14 protein-coding genes are annotated in these 19,366 nt (G+C 62.1%); 6 read left to right on the top strand and 8 right to left on the bottom strand.

Going from position 1 to position 19,366, the window contains the following annotated elements:
- The first annotated feature begins 2 nt into the window (after positions 1–2).
- The 6 genes from ABDK06_RS10595 (at position 3) to ABDK06_RS10570 (ending at position 9,127) form a co-directional block, all read left to right on the top strand.
- The gene (locus ABDK06_RS10595; protein ID WP_394940991.1) at positions 3–2,855 is read left to right on the top strand and encodes an aconitate hydratase; all 2,853 of its coding nucleotides are present in this window, start codon (positions 3–5) and stop codon (positions 2,853–2,855) included.
- 253 nt (positions 2,856–3,108) lie between these two features.
- Positions 3,109–5,094 (top strand): 1-deoxy-D-xylulose-5-phosphate synthase, encoded by a 1,986-nt coding sequence (gene dxs, locus ABDK06_RS10590; RefSeq protein WP_394940990.1) that lies wholly within the window; start codon positions 3,109–3,111, stop codon positions 5,092–5,094.
- Complete coding sequence (locus ABDK06_RS10585) at positions 5,091–5,663, top strand: DUF402 domain-containing protein (protein ID WP_394940989.1); 573 nt, start codon at positions 5,091–5,093, stop codon at positions 5,661–5,663. Before dxs ends, ABDK06_RS10585 begins: the two co-directional genes overlap by 4 nt.
- Before the next feature lie 63 nt (positions 5,664–5,726).
- Entirely contained in the window at positions 5,727–6,704 is a 978-nt protein-coding gene (locus ABDK06_RS10580; protein WP_394940988.1) for an aldo/keto reductase, read from the top strand.
- Between the two features lie 46 nt (positions 6,705–6,750).
- Positions 6,751–8,478, top strand: coding sequence for a sensor histidine kinase (locus tag ABDK06_RS10575; RefSeq protein WP_394940987.1), 1,728 nt, complete (start codon positions 6,751–6,753; stop codon positions 8,476–8,478).
- Complete coding sequence (locus ABDK06_RS10570; protein ID WP_394940986.1) at positions 8,471–9,127, top strand: response regulator; 657 nt, start codon at positions 8,471–8,473, stop codon at positions 9,125–9,127. Before ABDK06_RS10575 ends, ABDK06_RS10570 begins: the two co-directional genes overlap by 8 nt.
- A 47-nt stretch (positions 9,128–9,174) precedes the next feature.
- Here the strand turns inward: ABDK06_RS10570 and ABDK06_RS10565 are convergent, their stop codons facing one another.
- The 8 genes from ABDK06_RS10565 to ABDK06_RS10530 all read right to left on the bottom strand — a co-directional run bounded on the left by ABDK06_RS10565 (position 9,175) and on the right by ABDK06_RS10530 (position 18,964).
- On the bottom strand, positions 9,175–11,334 hold the full coding sequence (locus ABDK06_RS10565; RefSeq protein ID WP_394940985.1) for a 3-hydroxyacyl-CoA dehydrogenase NAD-binding domain-containing protein: 2,160 nt from the start codon (positions 11,332–11,334) through the stop codon (positions 9,175–9,177).
- Positions 11,331–12,626, bottom strand: coding sequence for a thiolase family protein (locus tag ABDK06_RS10560; protein WP_394940984.1), 1,296 nt, complete (start codon positions 12,624–12,626; stop codon positions 11,331–11,333). Before ABDK06_RS10560 ends, ABDK06_RS10565 begins: the two co-directional genes overlap by 4 nt.
- A gap of 203 nt (positions 12,627–12,829) precedes the next feature.
- On the bottom strand, positions 12,830–14,095 hold the full coding sequence (locus tag ABDK06_RS10555; RefSeq protein WP_394941308.1) for an HRDC domain-containing protein: 1,266 nt from the start codon (positions 14,093–14,095) through the stop codon (positions 12,830–12,832).
- 158 nt (positions 14,096–14,253) lie between these two features.
- A complete protein-coding gene (locus ABDK06_RS10550) occupies positions 14,254–14,844 on the bottom strand; it encodes a DUF3000 domain-containing protein (RefSeq protein WP_394940983.1) in 591 nt (196 codons plus the stop codon).
- A 71-nt stretch (positions 14,845–14,915) separates the two neighbouring features.
- The gene (locus ABDK06_RS10545) at positions 14,916–15,968 is read right to left on the bottom strand and encodes a threonine aldolase family protein (RefSeq protein ID WP_394940982.1); all 1,053 of its coding nucleotides are present in this window, start codon (positions 15,966–15,968) and stop codon (positions 14,916–14,918) included.
- 129 nt (positions 15,969–16,097) lie between these two features.
- Positions 16,098–16,784: an SDR family NAD(P)-dependent oxidoreductase gene (locus ABDK06_RS10540; protein ID WP_394940981.1), complete on the bottom strand. Its 687-nt coding sequence runs from the start codon at positions 16,782–16,784 to the stop codon at positions 16,098–16,100.
- Entirely contained in the window at positions 16,781–18,187 is a 1,407-nt protein-coding gene (locus tag ABDK06_RS10535; protein WP_394940980.1) for a DUF6421 family protein, read from the bottom strand. The genes ABDK06_RS10540 and ABDK06_RS10535 overlap by 4 nt, the downstream gene beginning before the upstream one ends.
- A 291-nt stretch (positions 18,188–18,478) precedes the next feature.
- Entirely contained in the window at positions 18,479–18,964 is a 486-nt protein-coding gene (locus ABDK06_RS10530) for a peptidoglycan recognition protein family protein (RefSeq protein WP_394940979.1), read from the bottom strand.
- Positions 18,965–19,366 lie beyond the last annotated feature (402 nt).

Raw genomic sequence — 19,366 nt, 5'->3', positions numbered from 1 at the left:
TAGTGAGTAATGTGGACAGCTTCGGATCCAAAGGCGTACTGAATGTCGCCGGGACCGAATACGAGATTTTCCGTTTGAGTTCTGTTGAGGGCGCACAAGAGCTGCCCTTCAGCTTGAAGGTTTTGCTTGAAAACCTGTTGCGCACCGAAGATGGTGCGAACATCACCGCGGATCACGTCCGCGCACTGGCCGCTTGGGACCCCAATGCCCAGCCCGATACCGAAATCCAGTTCACCCCGGCCCGCGTCATCATGCAGGACTTCACCGGCGTGCCCTGTGTCGTCGATCTGGCGACCATGCGCGAGGCCGTCAAGGAACTCGGCGGCGACCCGAAGCGAGTCAACCCGCTGGCTCCCGCGGAACTCGTGATCGACCACTCGGTGCAGATCGACGTCTTCGGTAACTCCGGCGCGCTGGAGCGCAATATGGAGATCGAATACCAGCGTAATGGCGAGCGTTACCAGTTCCTGCGCTGGGGACAGACAGCTTTCGACGATTTCAAGGTCGTCCCGCCGGGAACCGGCATCGTGCACCAGGTCAATATCGAGTACCTGGCTCGCACCATTATGACCCGCACTGTTGACGGCAAGCTTCGTGCTTACCCTGACACCTGCGTCGGCACCGACTCGCACACCACCATGGTCAACGGCCTGGGTGTGCTGGGCTGGGGCGTCGGCGGCATCGAAGCCGAGGCAGCCATGCTCGGCCAGCCCGTTTCCATGCTGATCCCGCGGGTGGTCGGCTTCAAGCTCACCGGCGGCATCCCCGCCGGAGCCACCGCGACCGACGTCGTACTGACCATCACCGAAATGCTGCGCAAGCACGGTGTGGTCGGCAAGTTCGTCGAGTTCTACGGTGACGGCGTGGCGGCAGTGCCGCTGGCCAACCGGGCCACGATCGGCAATATGAGCCCTGAATTCGGCTCCACCGCCGCGATGTTCCCGATCGATCAGGTCACCCTGGACTACCTGCGGCTCACCGGCCGTTCCGAGGAGAGCCTGGCTCTCGTCGAGGCCTACAGCAAGGAGCAGGGCCTCTGGCACGACGCTTCCCGCGAACCCAAGTTCTCCGAGTACCTGGAACTGGACCTCTCCACCGTGGTTCCCTCGATCTCCGGACCGAAGCGCCCGCAGGACCGGATTCAGCTCAGCGACGCCAAAGAGCAGTTCCGCAAGGACCTGCACAACTACGTCAAGCCGGTTTCGGATGACGGCAGTGTGGACGAGGCACTGGAGGAGAGCTTCCCGGCCTCCGACTCGCCGTCCTTCTCCGGCGACGCGACCACCCACGTGCATGACACGGCTCGGCCGATGAATAAGGAGACCCTCTCCGCCGCGAACGGTGCTTTCGGGCGCCCCTCGCGTCCCGCTCCGGTGACGCTGGCGGACGGCCGGCAGTTCGAGCTCGACCACGGTGCGGTGACCATCTCCTCGATCACCTCCTGCACCAACACCTCGAACCCCTCGGTGATGCTTGCGGCAGCTTTGCTGGCCCGTAACGCCGTGGACAAGGGCCTGACTTCCAAGCCCTGGGTGAAGACCTCGCTGGCTCCCGGGTCCAAGGTGGTCACCGACTACTACGACAAGTCCGGGCTGACCCCGTACCTGGAGAAGCTCGGCTTCTACCTGGTCGGCTATGGCTGCGCGACTTGCATCGGCAACTCTGGCCCCTTGGAGCCGGAGATCTCGCAGGCGATCCAGGACAAGGATCTTGCGGTGACCGCGGTGCTCTCCGGTAACCGTAACTTCGAAGGCCGCATCCAGCCCGATGTGAAGATGAACTACCTGGCGTCCCCGCCACTGGTCATCGCTTACGCGCTGGCCGGTTCGATGGACTTCGACTTCGACACCGATCCGCTGGGCACCGACGATTCCGGCAAGGAGATCTTCCTCAAGGACATCTGGCCCAGCCCCACCGAAGTGCAATCAGTGATTGACTCCTCGGTGGACCAGGAGATGTTCATCTCCAGCTACGCCTCGGTCTTCGAGGGCGACGACCGCTGGAAGGCGCTCTCCACCCCGGAAGGCGATACCTTCGACTGGGCTTCGGACTCCACCTACGTGCGGAAACCACCGTACTTCGAGGGCATGAAGGCTCAGCCGGAACCGGTTGCCGATATCACCGGCGCCCGGGTGCTGGCCAAGCTGGGCGACTCGGTCACCACTGACCACATCTCCCCGGCAGGTTCCTTCAAGTCGGACAGCCCCGCCGGTAAGTACCTGCTGGAGCACGGCGTTGACCGCAAGGACTTCAACTCCTACGGCTCGCGGCGCGGTAACCACGAAGTGATGATCCGCGGCACCTTCGCGAACATCCGGCTCCGCAACCAGCTGCTGGCCGACGCTAACGAGGGCAACGGCGTTGAGGGCGGGTTCACCCGCGACTTCACGCTCGACGGCGGCCCGCAGTCCACCATCTACGACGCCTCGGTCAACTACCTGGCCGCTGGCGTGCCGCTCGTGGTGCTCGCCGGTAAGGAATACGGTTCGGGCTCCTCGCGTGACTGGGCCGCTAAGGGCACCGCGCTGCTCGGCGTCAAGGCTGTTGTCGCCGAGAGCTACGAGCGCATCCACCGTTCTAACCTGATCGGTATGGGTGTGCTGCCGCTGCAGTTCCCGGAGGGCGAGAACGCTTCGACCCTCGGCCTGGACGGCACCGAGTCGTTCTCGGTTGAGGGCGTCACCGCGCTGAACGAGGGTACGACGCCGAAGACGCTCAAGGTCACCGCGACTAAGGAAGACGGTTCGACCAAGTCCTTTGACGCCGTCGTCCGGATCGACACCCCAGGTGAGGCCGATTACTACCGTAATGGCGGCATCTTGCAGTACGTGCTGCGGCAGATCAGCGCTAGCTAGTCCCTCTGGGGGCCCTTGGCGAACCGGAGGTTTACCAAGGGGGCGCGAAGATCGATCAGCGCTAGCTAGTTCTCCGCGCTACGACCCCGGCTTGCCAGCAATGGTAGGCCGGGGTCGCTGCTTTTCCGGGAGAATTTGAGACTCAAAGGCTAACTCGCGTGGGGTGAGTACTGGCGGGGCGGGCAGTCCTTCAATGGCCCGGCGGCGAATACCCAGTAGAATCAAAGTTGCGGAGGAAAGAGAGTGAGGATCAATGGGACTTCTGGAGACGATCCAGCATCCGGCGGATCTGGCCCGGCTCAGCGAGGAGCAGATGGTTCAGCTCGCGCAGGAGATCCGGGACTTCTTGATCAGCAATGTGGCGCAGACCGGAGGCCATCTCGGCCCGAATCTCGGTGTCGTTGAACTGACCCTGGCGATTCACCGGACGTTCGACTCCCCACGGGATTCCATCATCTTCGATACCGGCCATCAATCCTATGTTCATAAATTAGTCACCGGTCGGCATGACTTCTCCACCTTGCGCCAGCAGAACGGGCTCTCCGGCTACCCGGACCGAGCGGAATCGATTCACGACATCGTCGAGTCCTCGCACGCCTCCTCCTCGCTGTCCTGGGCCGATGGCATCTCCCGGGCCCGCCAGCTGAACGGTGAAGGCGATCGTTATGTGGTCGCGGTGGTCGGCGACGGCGCGCTCACCGGCGGGATGACCTGGGAAGCCCTGAACAATATCGCTGCGGATAAGCACCGCCGTGTGGTGATCGTGGTGAACGACAACGGCCGGTCCTACGCGCCGACGGTCGGTGGTTTAGCGGATTATCTGCGCTCGCTTCGCCCGGCGATCGATTCCGTGCGAACCCATAAGGCCTACGAAGAGACACTGGACTGGACCAAACAGAAGCTACAGCACAGTGGTTTCCTCGGCCAGTTCATGTATAAATCCCTGCACGCCGCTAAGAAGGGCCTCAAGGACTGGTGGGCTCCGCAGGGGCTTTTCGACGATTTGGGCTTGAAGTACATTGGCCCCGTCGATGGCCACGATCAGAAGGCCATGGAGTCTGCTCTGCTCACCGCCAAGAACTATGCCGGTCCGGTGATCGTGCACGCGATGACTGAGAAGGGCAGAGGCTACGCCCCAGCACGGGCACACGAGGAGGACCAGTTCCACGCGGTCGGCGTGATCGACCCGGAGACTGGCCTGCCGCTCGGTGAGGCCAAAGCGGAGTCCTGGACTTCGGTTTTCGCCGAGGAAATCGCTGAGCTTGCGGACGAGCGAAAAGACCTGGTGGGGATCACCGGGGCGATGCTGATCCCGGTGGGCCTGAATCTCTTCGCGCAGCGGCACCCGGAGCGCGTTTTCGACGTCGGAATCGCTGAGCAGCACGCGCTCACCACCGCGGCCGGAATGGCCTACGGCGGGCTGCATCCGGTGGTCGCGCTCTATGCGACGTTCCTGAACCGGGCTTTCGACCAGCTGCTGATGGACGTTGCGCTGCACAAGGCCGGGGTGACCATTGTGCTGGACCGGGCCGGCGTCACCGGGCCTGACGGGCCGAGTCACCACGGCATGTGGGACCTCTCCATGCTGCAGATCATCCCGGGCTTGCACCTCGCGGCTCCTCGCGATGCTACGCGGCTGCGGGAGGAACTGCGCGAAGCTGTGCAGATCTCCGATGCTCCCTCGGTGCTGCGATATTCCAAGGGTGAAGTAGGGGCCGAAGTCGAGGCCATTGAGCGGCTTGCGGACGGTGTCGATGTGCTCTCACGACGCCCTTCCGGAGCCACCGAGAACGACGTGCTGATCGTCTCGGTCGGGGCGATGAGTGAACTGGCGCTTCAGGTCTCCAACTTGATCGGAGCCCAAGGGATCTCCTCGACGGTGGTCGATCCGCGCTGGGTGCTCCCGGTTCCCCGTTCGATCATCGAGCTGGCGGCCAAACACCGGATTGTGATTGTGATCGAGGACGGCGTCCGCGCGGGCGGTGTCGGATCGAGGATCAGGCAGGAGATGCGCGCTGCCGGGGTGGACACCGCGCTCAACGAGGTCGGCTTGCCGGTGGAGTTCCTGGCGCACGGCAGCCGCAACCAGGTGCTGGAACGGGTCGGCCTGACGGCTCAGCAGGTGGCTCGCGACGTCGTCGATCAAGTGCTGGGCACTAAGGTGCCGTTTGCTAGGCCGCTGCGGGGCAAGGACCAGCACGATCAGCAGAGCCATACCGGTCAATTTCCGCAGCTATGATCACATCACCGGCGGCGGATTCCTTCGGCCCCGCTGTCGGTGATCTGGTGGTGGCTCGGAACCGTAAGTGGGATGGTTCGCCGCACTGGGTGGCACCCGGGCACTACCTGGGGTCCGACGACCTAGGGCACTGGGTCTATCAGTCACCCGGAGCCTTTGTCTCCAAACCGGGTTCCGCTTTTATAGCTCGTTCGGGTGCAGCGCTTTTGGTGCCTTTTTCGGGGGAGTGGGTGGCTACTTTTTACGATGTACAGCATCCCAATCAGTGCACGCTGTACGTGGATTTGGTGACCGATATCGCCTGGCATCCGCTGGTAAAAGATGCTGGATGGGAACTCACTCTAATAGATATGGACCTGGATGTGGTCACTGAAAAGGAGCACACCTGGATTGCCGACGAAGATGAGTTTGCCGAGCACCAGCTGCGTTACGGCTACTCGAAGGAAGTTATTGAACGGATAGAGAACGAATGCGCTCGAATCTATCAGGCTGTTCTGGCCGGGTTAGCGCCCTTCGATGGCCGGGAAGCCCAGTGGTTCGAGCGAGCTGGGGGGAGTGTCTGGGGATAGCGCCTCTCTCGCTCCCACCATTCGCAAGCTCATGGCGGGGCCCTCGCGAGATAGGCTTAGCGCATGACTGATTTTCGCCGTTTGGGCAATTCTGGACTCGTTGTTTCCACCGTCGGCTTGGGCTGCAATAACCTGGGTCGTCCGGGCACTCCCACCGAATCCCAGCAGGGTACCGACGCCGTCGTCCACGCCGCGATCGACGCTGGCGTGACGCTCTTCGACGTCGCCGACGTCTATGGAGCCACTCCCGGCCTGAGCGAGGAGCGCTTGGGCAAAGCCCTCGAAGGCAGGCGCGACGACGTCATTGTCGCCACCAAGTTCGGCATGGACATGAAAGGTGCCAACGGCACTGACTGGGGAGCTCGTGGATCGCGGCGTTACATCGTCAAAGCGGTGGAGGCTTCACTGCGCCGGCTGAACACCGACTGGATCGATCTTTACCAGTACCACACCCCGGACGGAGTGACCCCAATCGAGGAGACCTTGGCGGCCCTCGACGAACTGGTCCGCTCCGGGAAGGTGCGCTACCTTGGCCATTCCAATCGCAGCGGCTGGCAAATCGCCGAAGCCGCCTACGAAGCGCAGCTCGGCGGCTTCACTCCCTTCATCTCGGCGCAGAATCACTACAATCTGCTGGACCGCCGCGCCGAACTCGAAGTCACCGTGGCGGCGGAAACTTTCGGTCTTGGCGTGCTGCCCTACTTCCCCTTGGCCAACGGCCTGCTGACCGGCAAATACGCAGCGGGCAAGGCGCCAGAAGGTAGCCGTCTGACGCATTCCCGAAGCAATCTGCTGGAGAAAGCGGACTGGGCACAGCTTGCCGCCTTCAGCGATTTCGCGAAGCAGCGCGGGCTGAGCGAACTCCAGGTGGCCTTCTCCTGGCTCGCAGCGCAGCCCTCGGTGAGCAGCGTGATCGCCGGAGCGACCAAGCCGGAGCAGATTCGTGCCAATGCCGAAGCGGCGTCGTACGAGTTCTCCGCTGAAGACCTGGCTACTCTGGACGAGATCTTCCCACGCACGCCTAAGGTGGCGCTGTTCTAGCGGAAGCTAAAACTCAGGTTCATCGAAGGGCCTCGATGATCAGCGGATGGCTGAAGAGGTGAAAGGGCATCGGGCAAGGGGGCCGATCAATATGCAGCAGGGCACGATGACCTCTCGCCGTAAGCCGCCGAGGATGGCCTTTTCCAGCAGGCTCTTGCTGCAGCAGATCCTGGTGGTGCTTTTTGTGGTGCTGCTGAGCTGCGGGGTGTCCGGCTGGCTCAGCTATCAAAGGCTGACCGCCGAGATCGGCGCCAAGGCACTGGCGGTCGCGCAGGCAATCTCGGAGAACACCTCGATTCGCTCCACCCTCGCGCAGGCACAGGGTAGCCTCCCGGAGGCTTCAGTGCTGCGGGACGGCCTCGTGCAGCAACTCGCCGAATCGGTGCGGCAGCGCACCGGCGCGCTCTTCATCGTGGTCGCTGACCGAAACGGCATGCGCTGGTCACACCCCGAGGAGGGGCAACTCGGCCAACACGTCACCACCAGCCCTGAGGGGCCGCTCAGCGGCCAAGAGATCGTCGAAACGGACCTTGGCTCCCTCGGCCCTTCAGTGCGCGCCAAGGTGCCGTTGCGGGATTCCGACGGTGGCATTATCGGCGAGGTCAGCGTGGGCTACTCCACGCAGGAGGTGGTTGACGAGATCGGTGCATCGGTCGGGCCGATCCTCGGGGTCGGAGTGCTCTCACTGCTCCTTGGGGTACTCGGCACGAGTATTTCGCTGCGCAATTTACGACGTCGTACCCGAGGCCTGGAACTGGAGGAGATCAGCACCCTGGCTCAGAACCAGGAAGGCGTGCTGCACGGCGTCGATGAGGGTGTTTTGGGCCTCGACGCAGCCCGCCGGGTGATCGTCTGCAACGACAAGGCCCGCGAACTGCTGGGCCTCGAGGACCCGGTGGGTAAGCGGCTCGAGGAGCTTGAACTCCCCGAAAACGTGCTGGCACTGCTGAATCAGGAACCCGATCACAGTGTGCAGTTGGTGGTGAAGCAACTCGTGCTGCTGATCAATGCCTTGAAGGTGGTGCGCGGGAATCATGATCTGGGTTGGGTGATCATGGTGCGGGACCGCCGTTCGGTGCAGGCGCTGAGCAGACAGCTCGAAGCTGTTTCCACGCTCTCTTCGGCGCTCCGGGCGCAACGACACGAATTCGCTAACCGGCTGCACGTCGTGGCGGGTCTGCTGGAGATCGGGCAGCCCGACTCAGCACTGGCCTATCTACGCGAGAGCCTGGACAGCGGGCCGGTGAACTATCCATTGAAGAACTCCGAGTTGCTCACGGACACTTATTTGGCCGCCTTTTTAGGGGCTAAGAGCACTCAGGCCGCGGAGCGCGGAGTGCAGCTTCGGATCGGTCTCAACACCTTGGTGCAGTACCCGGTACGGCACGCCCAAAATGCCACCGCTGTGATCGGTAACCTGGTCGATAACGCGATCACCGCGGCAGTGCACGGCAGCAACACTGATCGTTGGGTCGAGGTCGAACTGCTGAGCGATCGGCGAGCCCTGGTAGTCACTGTGGCTGACTCCGGAGATGGGGTGCGGGAAGCCGATCAAGAGGCCATCTTCGCCGAGGGGTTCACCACGTCGGCTCAGCGGGCCAGTTCCACGGGACAGGGCGAGGGCATCGGCCTCGGACTGGCCCGCCAGCTGGCCCGGATCGACGGCGGGGACGTGGCGATGCTCGACGCCGGTGCGCCGCAGGGGCCCGGAGCTGTTTTCATGGCCAGAGTGGAGAATGTATTGGAACTGACAGAGGTGCCTGAGGATGACTGAGTTTCGTGTACTCGTGGTCGATGACGACTTTCACGTGGCCAGGCTGCACGGGGACTACGTTTCCCGGGTGCAGGGTTTCACCGCGCTGGACTCGGTAGGCTCCGCCGAGGCTGCGCTGCGAGCCGTTCCCGCGCTGCGCCCAGACCTGGTGCTGATCGATATCTTCCTGCCGGACCGCAGCGGCCTGGATCTGCTGCCGCAGCTCGACGTCGACTGCATGGTGCTCAGCGCTGCGCGGGACGCCGAGTCAGTACATAAGGCACGACGCCGGGGAGCGCTGGCTTATCTGATCAAGCCTTTCGACCCCGAGACGCTGAGTACGAAGCTACGTCAGTACGCCCGTTACCGGAAACTATTGGAATCTAACGGGAGCCTGGACCAGGAACTCGTGGAGAGAGCCTTGCGGCAGCTCTCCGGCGGTGATTCGCCGAAGAAGCCTCGCTCGGTCACCGAACAGGAGATTCGCGCCGCCCTGGAACGGGCATCCGGCCAGCACCGCACAGCACTGGAAGTGGCCCAGGAGATCGGAATCTCCCGGGCCACCGCACAGCGTTATCTTTCAGTTTTAGTCGAGGAAGGGGCGGTCAGCGTTTCACTGCGCTACGGTACGACCGGTCGCCCCGAGCACCACTACCGCTTCTCCGGATAGCCGGTTCGCGACAGTCGCTTCTCCGGACCTTCTCCAGACAGCCGGGCTCAGACCGGCCGCGAGGCGAAGCCCGGGGCGTGGAACCGCTTGCCATTGACCCGTTCGGAGGCTCCTACCCGGTCCAGGTAAGGAGTGATCCCGCCCAGGAACATTGGCCAGCCGGCACCGAGGATCATGCAGAGGTCAATGTCCTCCGGCCCGGCCACCACGCCTTCTTCGAGCATCAGGCCGATTTCCTCGGCCAGGGCGTCCTGAGTGCGCAGCAGCAGTTCCTCGCCGCTGATCGGAGAGTCGCCGAATTCCAAGATCTCCAGGGTCTCCTGCGGCACGAATGGCTTGCCGTCCTCACCGATCTCCCAGATGCCCTTCTTCCCGGCGTCGATCAGCCGCTGCTGGTTTTGTGAAACCCAGAACCGGTCACCGAAGGCCGCGTGCAGCGATTCGGAGACGTGCAAGGCCACCGGGACGCCGACCATGGCGAGCAGCGTGAACGGCGTCATCGGCAGGCCCATCGGCTTGAGCGCGGTATCCGCGGTGCGCGCGTCGGTGCCCTGATCGAAGGCCTTGGCCACCACGCCCATCAGCCGCAGCAGCACCCGGTTCACCACGAAAGCCGCCGCGTCCTTGACCAGCACCGCGTTCTTGCGCAGCGCCTTGGCGGTCTCGAAAGCGGTGGCCAGCACGGCGTCCGAAGTGTGCGGGGCGCGGACGATCTCCAGCAGCGGCATCACGGCAACCGGGTTGAAGAAGTGGAAGCCGACCAGACGCTCCGGGTGCTTCAAACCTTCCGCCATCGCGGTGACCGAGAGCGAAGAGGTATTAGTGGCCAGAATGCAGTCCTCCGAGACGATGCCCTCCAGCTCGGCGAAGACGTCCTTCTTCACCTGCAGTTCCTCGAAGACGGCCTCGATCACGAAATCGGCATCCGCGAAGACCTCTTTGGAGACCGAACCGCTGACCAGAGCTTTGGTGCGGTTCGCGGCGTCGGAGGAGATCCGTTTCTTTGCCAGCAATTTGTCGACCTCAGCGTGCACATAGCCGACGCCCTTATCGACCCGGGCCTGATCGATATCGGTCATCACCACGGGCACCTTGAGCTGCCTGGCGAAAACCAGGGCCAGCTGGCTCGCCATCAGGCCAGCACCGACGACGCCGACCTTGGTCACCGGCTTGGCCAGCGACTTATCCGGTGCACCGGCAGGTCGTTTGGCACGCTTCTGCACCAGATCGAGGAAGGCATAGACGGTGGCGTGGAACTCATCGGTCTGCATCAGATCGCCGAGTGCCTCAACCTCTGCGGCCGCTGACTCTTCCTTGCTCCAGGTCTTGCCCTTCTCCAGAAGCTCGATCACGCGCAGCGGAGCTGGTGCGGCATTGGAGGTCTTCGCCTTGACGATCGCCTTGGCGGTGGCCACCGCCTGATCCCAAGCCGCGGACTGCTCTGCCGTGAGCGGATCCGAGACCGCATTCGGGCGTTCCACCGTGATCTCCCCGGCGATCACTTTGGCGGCCCAGGCCAGGGACTGCTCCAGGAAGTCCGCCGGTTCGAAGATCGCATCGGCGATGCCGAGCTTGAAGGCGGCAGGGCCGGAGGTGGTGCGGTTATTGTTCAGCGCATTCTCCACGATCACCTTGACCGCGTTCTCCGGGCCGATCAGGCGCGGCAGCAAGTACACGCCGCCCCAGCCCGGCACCAAGCCGAGGAAGGCTTCGGGCAGGGCGAGCGCCCCGGCTCCGGTGGAAACGGTGCGATAGTTGGCGTGCAGCCCGATTTCCAGCCCGCCGCCGAGCGCCAGTCCGTTGATGAAGACGAAGCTGGGCACGCCCAGATCGTTCAGGGTGTTGTAGACGTCGTGGCCGAGCTGCGCCATCCAGACGCCGTTCTCCCGTTCCTTGAGCCGTTTCACCGCGGAGAGGTCCGCCCCGGCCACCAGGAAGTACGGTTTGCCGGTGACGCCGACGCCGATGATCTCGCCGCGGGCCGCCCGCTCGCGCTGGGCTTCGAGCAGAGTTCCCAGCTCAACCAGGGTGTTCGGGCCCATTGTGGTGGGGCGTTTATGATCAAGCCCGTTGTCCAGGGTGATCAGGGCGAAGGTGCCGAGCTGCTGGCCTTGAGAGTCGGTGAGTTCGATGTCCTTGAGGAAGGAATGGGTCACCACCTCATCGGGGAACAACTCGGTGAGTTTGCTGAAATCCTTGACGCTCATGCTGTTGCTGCCCCTTCGTCAGTGGCGTTGTGAGTGTTTTGCTGCCCAACAAAATGTGGCCCAACAAAATAGGGATTGGCCCAGATCACGGTGGCTCCCATGCCGAGCCCGATGCACATTGTGGTCAGGCCGTACTGCACCGAGTGATCCTCTTCGAACTGGCGAGCCAGCTGAGTCATCAACCGGACGCCGGAGGAGGCCAGCGGATGCCCGACGGCGATCGCTCCGCCGTAGCGATTGACCCGGGAATCGTCATCGGCGATGCCGAAGTAATCCAGGAAGGAGAGCACCTGGACCGCGAAGGCTTCATTGATCTCGAAGAGACCGATGTCCTCAATGCTCAGGCCAGCCATTTTCAAGGCCTTTTCAGTGGCCGGTACCGGGCCGATGCCCATCACCTCGGGCTCCACACCGGCGAAGGCGTAACTGACCAGTCTCATCTTGACCGGCAGGCCCAGCTCTTCGGCGGTTTCCGCGGAGGCGAGCAGCGCGGCGGTGGCGCCGTCGTTGAGCCCCGAGGAGTTCCCAGCGGTCACTCGTCCGTGCGAGCGGAAGGGAGTCCGCAGCGTCGCCAGGTCTTCCATCGTGGTGCCCGGGCGCGGCGCTTCATCCACCGTGTTCAGATTCCAGCTATTGCCGGCACTCTTACCCTCGGCATCCTTGGCCTCGGGTTTGAAGGCGGCCACCGGCACCAGATCGGGCTGGATCTGCCCTTTTTCATAGGCGGCGGCGAGCTTGTTCTGCGAGTTCATCGCATAGCGGTCGGCGCGCTCCTTGGTGATCTTCGGAAAGCGGTCGTGCAGGTTCTCCGCGGTATTACCCATATTCAGTGCGGCTGGGTCAACCAGGCGCTCGGACATGAAACGCGGGTTGGGGTCGGCACCGGCACCCATCGGGTGGTGACCCATATGCTCGACGCCGCCGGCGATCACCACATCATAAGCGCCGAAGCCAATGCCGGAAGCCGTGGTGGTGACCGCGGTCATCGCCCCAGCGCACATCCGGTCAATGGCGAAACCCGGTACCGAACGGGGCAGACCGGCCAGCAGCGCGGCGGTGCGCCCGATGGTCATTCCCTGGTCTCCGGTCTGCGTGGTGGCGGCGATGGCGACGTCGTCAATCCGTTCCACCGGCAGTGAAGGGTTGCGCCGGACCAGTTCACGGATGCATTTGACCACTAGGTCATCCGCTCGAGTGGTGGCGTAGATGCCCTTTTCCCCGGCTTTTCCGAAGGGGGTTCGTACGCCGTCAACAAAAACTACTTCACGGACTTGCCGTGCATTTGGGCTCACTTTTGCTCCTCTTTCAGGCACAATGCCAAGGCCTGGCGCAAGGGTAAATCGCGCCAATATCCCCTATGCTACTCAGGAGTAACATGGACTTTCAAACCCTCATCCAGTGAGTCTGCGAATTCTTCTGATTCTGCTGGCCGGCACTCACCGGACTTTCGGATCCCAGGGGTGAGGAAGAGCCCGGATCGGCGGAGTTGCAAGGTCTAAGACGCCGGGGTCTCTTTACCCGGCAGCGGCTCCGGGTGCTCAAAGGCTTCCAGCAGCACCGGAGCGACGAGTTCGATCTGCCAGCTACGAGCTCCCAGATCAGCCAGGCCAGCTCCGATGGCTTCCAGGCTGAAAACTTCGGGTGGGCGCCAGCAGATCCTGCGCAGGAAATCGGGGGTCAGCAGATTCTCCAACGGCAGGTTCAGTTCTTCAGCCAGCGCAGTGAGCCTCGGTTTGGCGGTGTTCAGCCGGGCGGCGGCTGCCGAGTCCTTATCGGCCCAGGCTCGGGGCGGTGGTGGCGCATTGCTCGGCAGGTGCAGCGGAGGCAGTTCCTTGAGGGCCTTCGCGGTGTTGATCGCGCGTAGCCAACGAGGAGCCTCGCGATGCGCTGCCCGGCCGTTGAAGCCCGGAATGGCCAATAACTGCGGAACCGTGTTGGGCATTGCCTTGGCCGCCACCACGAGAGCGGAATCGGGAAGTAAACGCCCCGGGGCGACATCCCGATTCTGCGCGAGACTATCCCGCTCCAGCCAGAGCTCACGCACTGCAGCGAGTTGCTTGCGGTCCCGGATCTGGTGCACTCCGGAGGTGCGTCGCCAGGGATCGACCCGCGGCGGGGGAGGCCCGGCGTCCAGAATAGCTTGAAATTCTTGCCTAACCCACTCTAGCTTGCCGTCCTCGGTGAGCAGCTCGATGAGCTCCTCTCGCAGCTCGGCGAGCACTTCGACGTCCAGAGCGGCATAGCGCAGCCAGGGCTCGGGCAGCGGGCGGGTGGACCAGTCCGCTGCCGAGTGCTCTTTAGCCAGGCCGAAACCGAGTAACTGCTCGACGACGGCGGCCAGTCCCACCCTCGGCAGACCGGCGATACGGGCGGCCAGCTCGGTATCGAACAGCACATCCGGCCACATCCCCAGCTCGGAAAGGCAGGGCAGATCCTGAGGTGCGGCGTGCAGGATCCATTCGACGCCGCGCAAGGCTTCATCGATCGGTTTGAGATCCTCGAAGGGTTCTGGGTCGATCAGCCAGGTGCCAGCTCCTTCGCGGCGGATCTGGACCAGAAAAGCACGTTGCCCATAGCGGAAACCCGAAGCGCGTTCGGCGTCGACCCCCGCGGGCCCGCTACCGGCGGCCAGTGCCGTGGCAGCCCTCTGCAAACCTTCTGAGGTGTTGATGATGAGCGGCACCCCGTCCCGAGGAGTGTCCAATTCAATCACTTCGGGAATCTCGGAGAGGTCGAACTGGCTGACTTCTGCTGAGACGATTTCGGTGCTGTGCTCCGCGGTCGGCGAGGCGGCAACGGAGCCGGTCTCGGTTTCCTTCTCCGTCTCGGAAGACTTTTCACGACCCAGCCGCTCCGAACGGTTCTGCGCTGAACGGTTCCGAGTGCGTTTCTGCGCCGGTGTTGCTGGATCGTCTGAGGTCAACTGCGCCGCCGATGGGGTAGTGCGCTGACGCCTTCGGGCAGCGGTGGCAGCCCGGCAAAAGTGCAGACCATATCTGACCAGGCCTCCAAATGATCTTTCATCTTCTCGGTCTCCGGCGTCCAGGAGGCCCGCAACTCAATATCGATCGCGTCCGGTCGCCCGGCCAGGGAGCCGTAGCTTTCAGAGAGAATCCGAGTGGCGGTTCCGCCCGCTGCCCGGTACCGGGCGCCGTGGGTTTCCAAGGCTTCAACCAGCCAGGTCCAGGCGACTGAACCGAGCATGGCATCCGTGCCGATATCGGCTTCCAACCGAGCACGGATATAGGTCACGATGCGGAAGGTGCCATCCCAGAGCGCAGACCCGTCTGGATCATGCAACAGGATGAACCGCCCGGTGGCCAACTCCGAGGAAGTGCGTTCGGAAATGCCGACGGCTTCGAAGACTTCAGCGCCCAAGGCCACCGCGTAGGGTGCGAGCCGGGAAGGGGCCGGAATCTCCTCGAGCCGTAGTTCACTACGACAATTGGCCCGTCGCAATGTGCTCAGGGCAGTCAGGAAGTCAGAAGGGACTTGTGCAAGCGCGCTCACCTTCGAAGAGTATGCCTGAGCACCGACAAGACGGCGAAGGCGCGCCGTTTCAGCGGCAGCTGAGACCGGATTTACCGGCTGACTTCCTCGCGGATGGTGGCCAGGAAAGCATCGATATCGGCTTCGGTGGTGTCGAAGGAGCACATCCAGCGCACTTCCCGGCGGGCTTCGTCCCAGTCGTAGAAACGGAATTTCTGCCGAACCCGGTCAGCGACTCCTTCGGGCAGAATGGCAAAGACGCCATTGGCCTGAGTCTGCTGCGTCGCCTGGACTTCGGGAATCTGCTCGATCCCGGCACGCAACCGGGCCGCCATCGCGTTGGCGTGGCTTGCCGAACGGAGCCAGAGGTCGCCTTCCAGCAGGGCGATGAACTGCGCCGAGATGAAGCGCATCTTGGATGCTAATTGCATATTGAGCTTGCGCAGGTACTTCAGGCCCGGCGCGGCCTCTGGGTTGAGCACGATGACTGACTCACCGAAGATCAGGCCGTTCTTGGTGCCGCCAAAGGAGAGCACATCCACGCCGACGTCGGTGGTGAAGGCTTTGAAAGGCAGGCCCAGGTGAGCTGCTGCATTGGCCAGCCGGGCACCGTCCATATGTAGCACCATGCCGCGAGCGTGCGCGTGATCCGCGATCGCTTTGATCTCCTCCGGCGTATAGCAGGTGCCCACTTCGGTGACCTGCGCGATGGAGACAGCGAGCGGTTGCGCCCGGTGTTCATCGCCCCAGCCCCATGCCTCTTGATCGATCAGTTCAGGGGTGAGCTTGCCATCCGGGGTGTCCACGGTGAGCAGTTTCATGCCGCCGACACGTTCCGGGGCGCCGCCTTCATCCATATTGATATGGGCTGTTTTAGCGGCGACCACCGCGCCCCAGCGGGGGAGTGCGGCCTGCAGGCTGAGCACATTGGCACCGGTGCCGTTGAATACCGGATAGACCTCGATACCCGTGCCGAAGTGCTTTTCGAAGACCTCGAGGAGCTTAGCGGTGTAGACATCCTCACCGTAGGACACCTGGTGGCCCTCATTGGCGGCGGTCAGAGCCTGCAGGACTTCGGGGTGCACCCCGGCGTAGTTATCGGAGGCGAAGCCGCGGAGGTTCTTATCGTGCAGCGATTCAGTCATTTTTCCCTGGTTCGAGGTAGCTCCTGGCACCGCGAAAGTGCCCGGCTTGGTATCTGGTTCAGTGAATACACTATCGCGAAGCCGCTGGGTCGAGGCCAGATATTTCAGGCCAAAATCCAGTGCGTGGCCTCAGCTCGTGGTGAGGTCGAGAATAGTCCCGTTGAGGCCAGTCCCGGGCTGGCGGAAAGCTTCCAGGATCCGACTCGCCAAGTCATCGACGTGCGTGTAACCCGGGAACGTGCGTTCCGGCTGCGCGGTCTTCATGTCGTCGGTGAGCAGTGAATTGACTCGGAACACGAAGGCGGCCGCCGAATCGGAGTCTCCCGCGTGCTTCGCAAAGCCCTCGGCCACCGCGAGCGTCCAAGCCTCGGCTGCCGCTTTAGCGGCTACGTAGTTAGCGTTCGACGCGGTCGGCGCGGCGACCGCGGTTGAGGAGACGATGGTGAGTCGGCCCGCGTTCTCGGCCAATTCAGTGAAGAACTCTCGGCTGGTCACCCGCAGGGTCTGAATCACCGCATTGGAGAGGAAACCCCAATCGGCATCCTGCTGCTCCGGAATCGAGCCACCGCCACGCCAGCCCCCGACCAAGTGGACCAGGCCATCCAGCGGACCGCCGATCCACTCGTGCACTTCTGCGACCTCTTCGGGATTGCTCAAATCGGCGACCCGAGATATTGCGCCACTGGCTGCGGCGGCTGCTTCGATGCGTTCGGCCGACGAACCGACGATCAGCACGCGATCCCCGGCGTCAACAAACGTTTTAGCGACGGCAATGCCTGTGGCTGAGGAGGCCCCGGTGATCAGAATATTTTTCATGCTTCAGTTGTACCATTCAAAGCATCTTTACCGGTGATGCCGGTGGTGGAGTCGATCACCGGGCGCATCTTCTTCTCCAGCGCCTCGTAGAACATGGAGAGCGGGAACTCGTCGTCGAGCACCTGATCGGTGAGCGCCCGCGGCGGTTCGTTCAAAGGCAGTGCCTCTGGCCCCTTAGCCCAGACCGAGGCAGGGTTCGGGGTCACGGTATTGGAGACCAGCTCATAGGCTGCCAGCCAGTGAGCGGTCTTGGGCCGGTCGATGGAGCGCCAGTAGAGGTCATGGATCTGCTCGCCCAGGGCGACGACGACGTCGGCCACTTCGTCCCAGTCGATGGTCAGTTTGGTGTCGGTCCAGTGCAGTACGTGGTGCTGGTGCATCCAGGCGAAGAGCAACTGGCCGCCGAGACCGTCGTAGTTGCGCACCCGGCTGCCGGTGATGGCGAAGCGGAAGATCCGGTCGAAGATCACTGCGTACTGCACGAGCTTGGCGTATTTGCGGGCTTCCTCGGAGGCCTCCGGATCCTTCTCGATCTTCACCGATTCGCTGAAGGCGGTCAGATCGCAACGCAGTTCTTCGAGGGAGTAGAGGAAGAACGGCATCCGCTGCTTGATCATGAAAGGGTCGAAGGGCAGATCGCCGCGCATGTGGGTGCGATCGTGGATCAGATCCCACATCACAAAAGCTTCTTGGGTGAGTTGCTGATCGTCGAGCAGTTCCGCAGCGTCCGCCGGCAATTCGAGTGAGGTGATCTCCGCGGCAGCGCGCAGCACCCGGCGGAAACGGGCGGCCTCGCGATCCTGGAAGATGGCGCCCCAGGTGAAGCTCGGTGTCTCCCGGACGCCGACGCTCTCTGGGAAGAGCACCGCTGAATTGGTGTCATAACCAGGGGTGAAATCCACGAAGCTGATCGGCACGAAGAGAGCGTTCGAGTAGTCGCCAGCTTCGAGCTCGGAAATGAACTCGGGCCAGATCACCTGGACCAGGACAGCCTCGACGAAACGGTTGGTGGAGCCGTTCTGGGTATACATCGGGAAGACCACGAGGTGCCCCAGGCCATCGATGCGATGTTCCTGCGGCTGGAAGGCCAGGAGCGAGTCCAGAAAATCAGGAGCACCGAAGCCTTCAGCGGCCCAGCGCTCGAAGTCCTTGACGAGTAAGGAAAGATACTCGTCGTCGTGCGGGAAGTGCGGGGCGAGTTCCTTGATGGACGCCGTGATCACCTCGACCAGTTCCGCGGCACGCGGACGATCAGTCGCCTCGGGAACGGAACCATCTTTGATCTGCAGGCCCTGAATCTCAGTGGCAGCCGCTTTCAGATCCTGCCAAGCTTGACCCTCAGCGATCGTTGCGAGTTCTACTGCGCCTGCTGCCACGGTGACGGGGTTCAGGGTCTGGGTCATAGCGATGTCCTTCCGAAGTATCCTTTGATGAAATCTTAATGGAAAAGACAGCAAAACTTATGTCCCATTTATGAATTGATAAGAATCTCTGTTGCTAATCCGAAGGAAATCGGTCACCAGGATGAGTGTGCTGCGTGCTTAGCATGAGACGCGTCAAGCTGCGGGTGCCAATCTGCCGTAAATTCTCTGAGTGTCCGATGGCACTTCGCTGCACGGCCTTCGGCGCACAGCTGGGGAGGAGTTTTGCGTGACAGACGTGCGGGGGCTCTGCTTTAAGCTTTGAACTGGGCTTTAGGTTTTGGTGGGGCGCTGGGAGTGCACTCCTTGTGCGGTACCTTCGATGATCCGATTGATGTCGACGGTCCCCGGACACAAGGTGGCGACGACCTGGCTATGCGGGATGATCGCCGTTCGAGGGTCTAAGCGATATTTTTCACAGAGCGAGACGCAGAGTTCAATCGAGTTCTTATAGGTCGATTCATCCGGTGCACGGTCGGTGTCAGCGGAGTGCTCAATGCCGATGCTCTTCGTGTTCATAGTGAAGTTCCCCGCATGCCAAGCGGTATCTTGTTCGCGCACATACTGATGGATCTGTCCTTCGCCGATCCCGTAGTGTGCGCTGACCTGACTCTCCTCTTGGCTGAAAACCTGGTCAGCCGCGGCCAGCGTGCCGACGATGTAGTGGATCACGATGAAATCGACGGTGTTCACCGTGCCCGAACGATCTTCTCTGCCCTCTGAAAAGGACGGCGAAGGAACCCAGGTGATTTTAGTCATCAGAGTCTCCTATCCCTTTCCCAGCGGACATCCAAGTTCAATATCACTAGCCGAGGTGGATTTTTTGGTGTTTGAAGCGTGGGCGAGCTGAGTGGAAAACAAGCCAGAAAAGCTTAGAAGTGAAACCGAGCCGAAAATGAACAATGAACGACGTGAAATATCCATGCTTCGAAACTAACAGATTTAAAGAACTAAAAAGTAAGTATTATCTCTACATACTAAATTCACAGAGACGCTTATTTTGCTCGGCAAAGTGAAGAGAAATTATGCGTTCGATTTGAGCGACATGATGCCGCCCTCCTGATCTTCTGGCGAGCGGCATCATGTCTTTAATTTTTAGCTACTGAGACTAGATTCCTCTTTTGAAAAATCGTAGATGGGCTGCTTTTGACGGGCAAGAGC

The sequence above is a fragment of the Psychromicrobium ferritrahens genome (assembly GCF_043789415.1).
Lineage (GTDB): Bacteria > Actinomycetota > Actinomycetes > Actinomycetales > Micrococcaceae > Renibacterium.
This window is presented reverse-complemented; position numbering and strand designations above follow the sequence as displayed.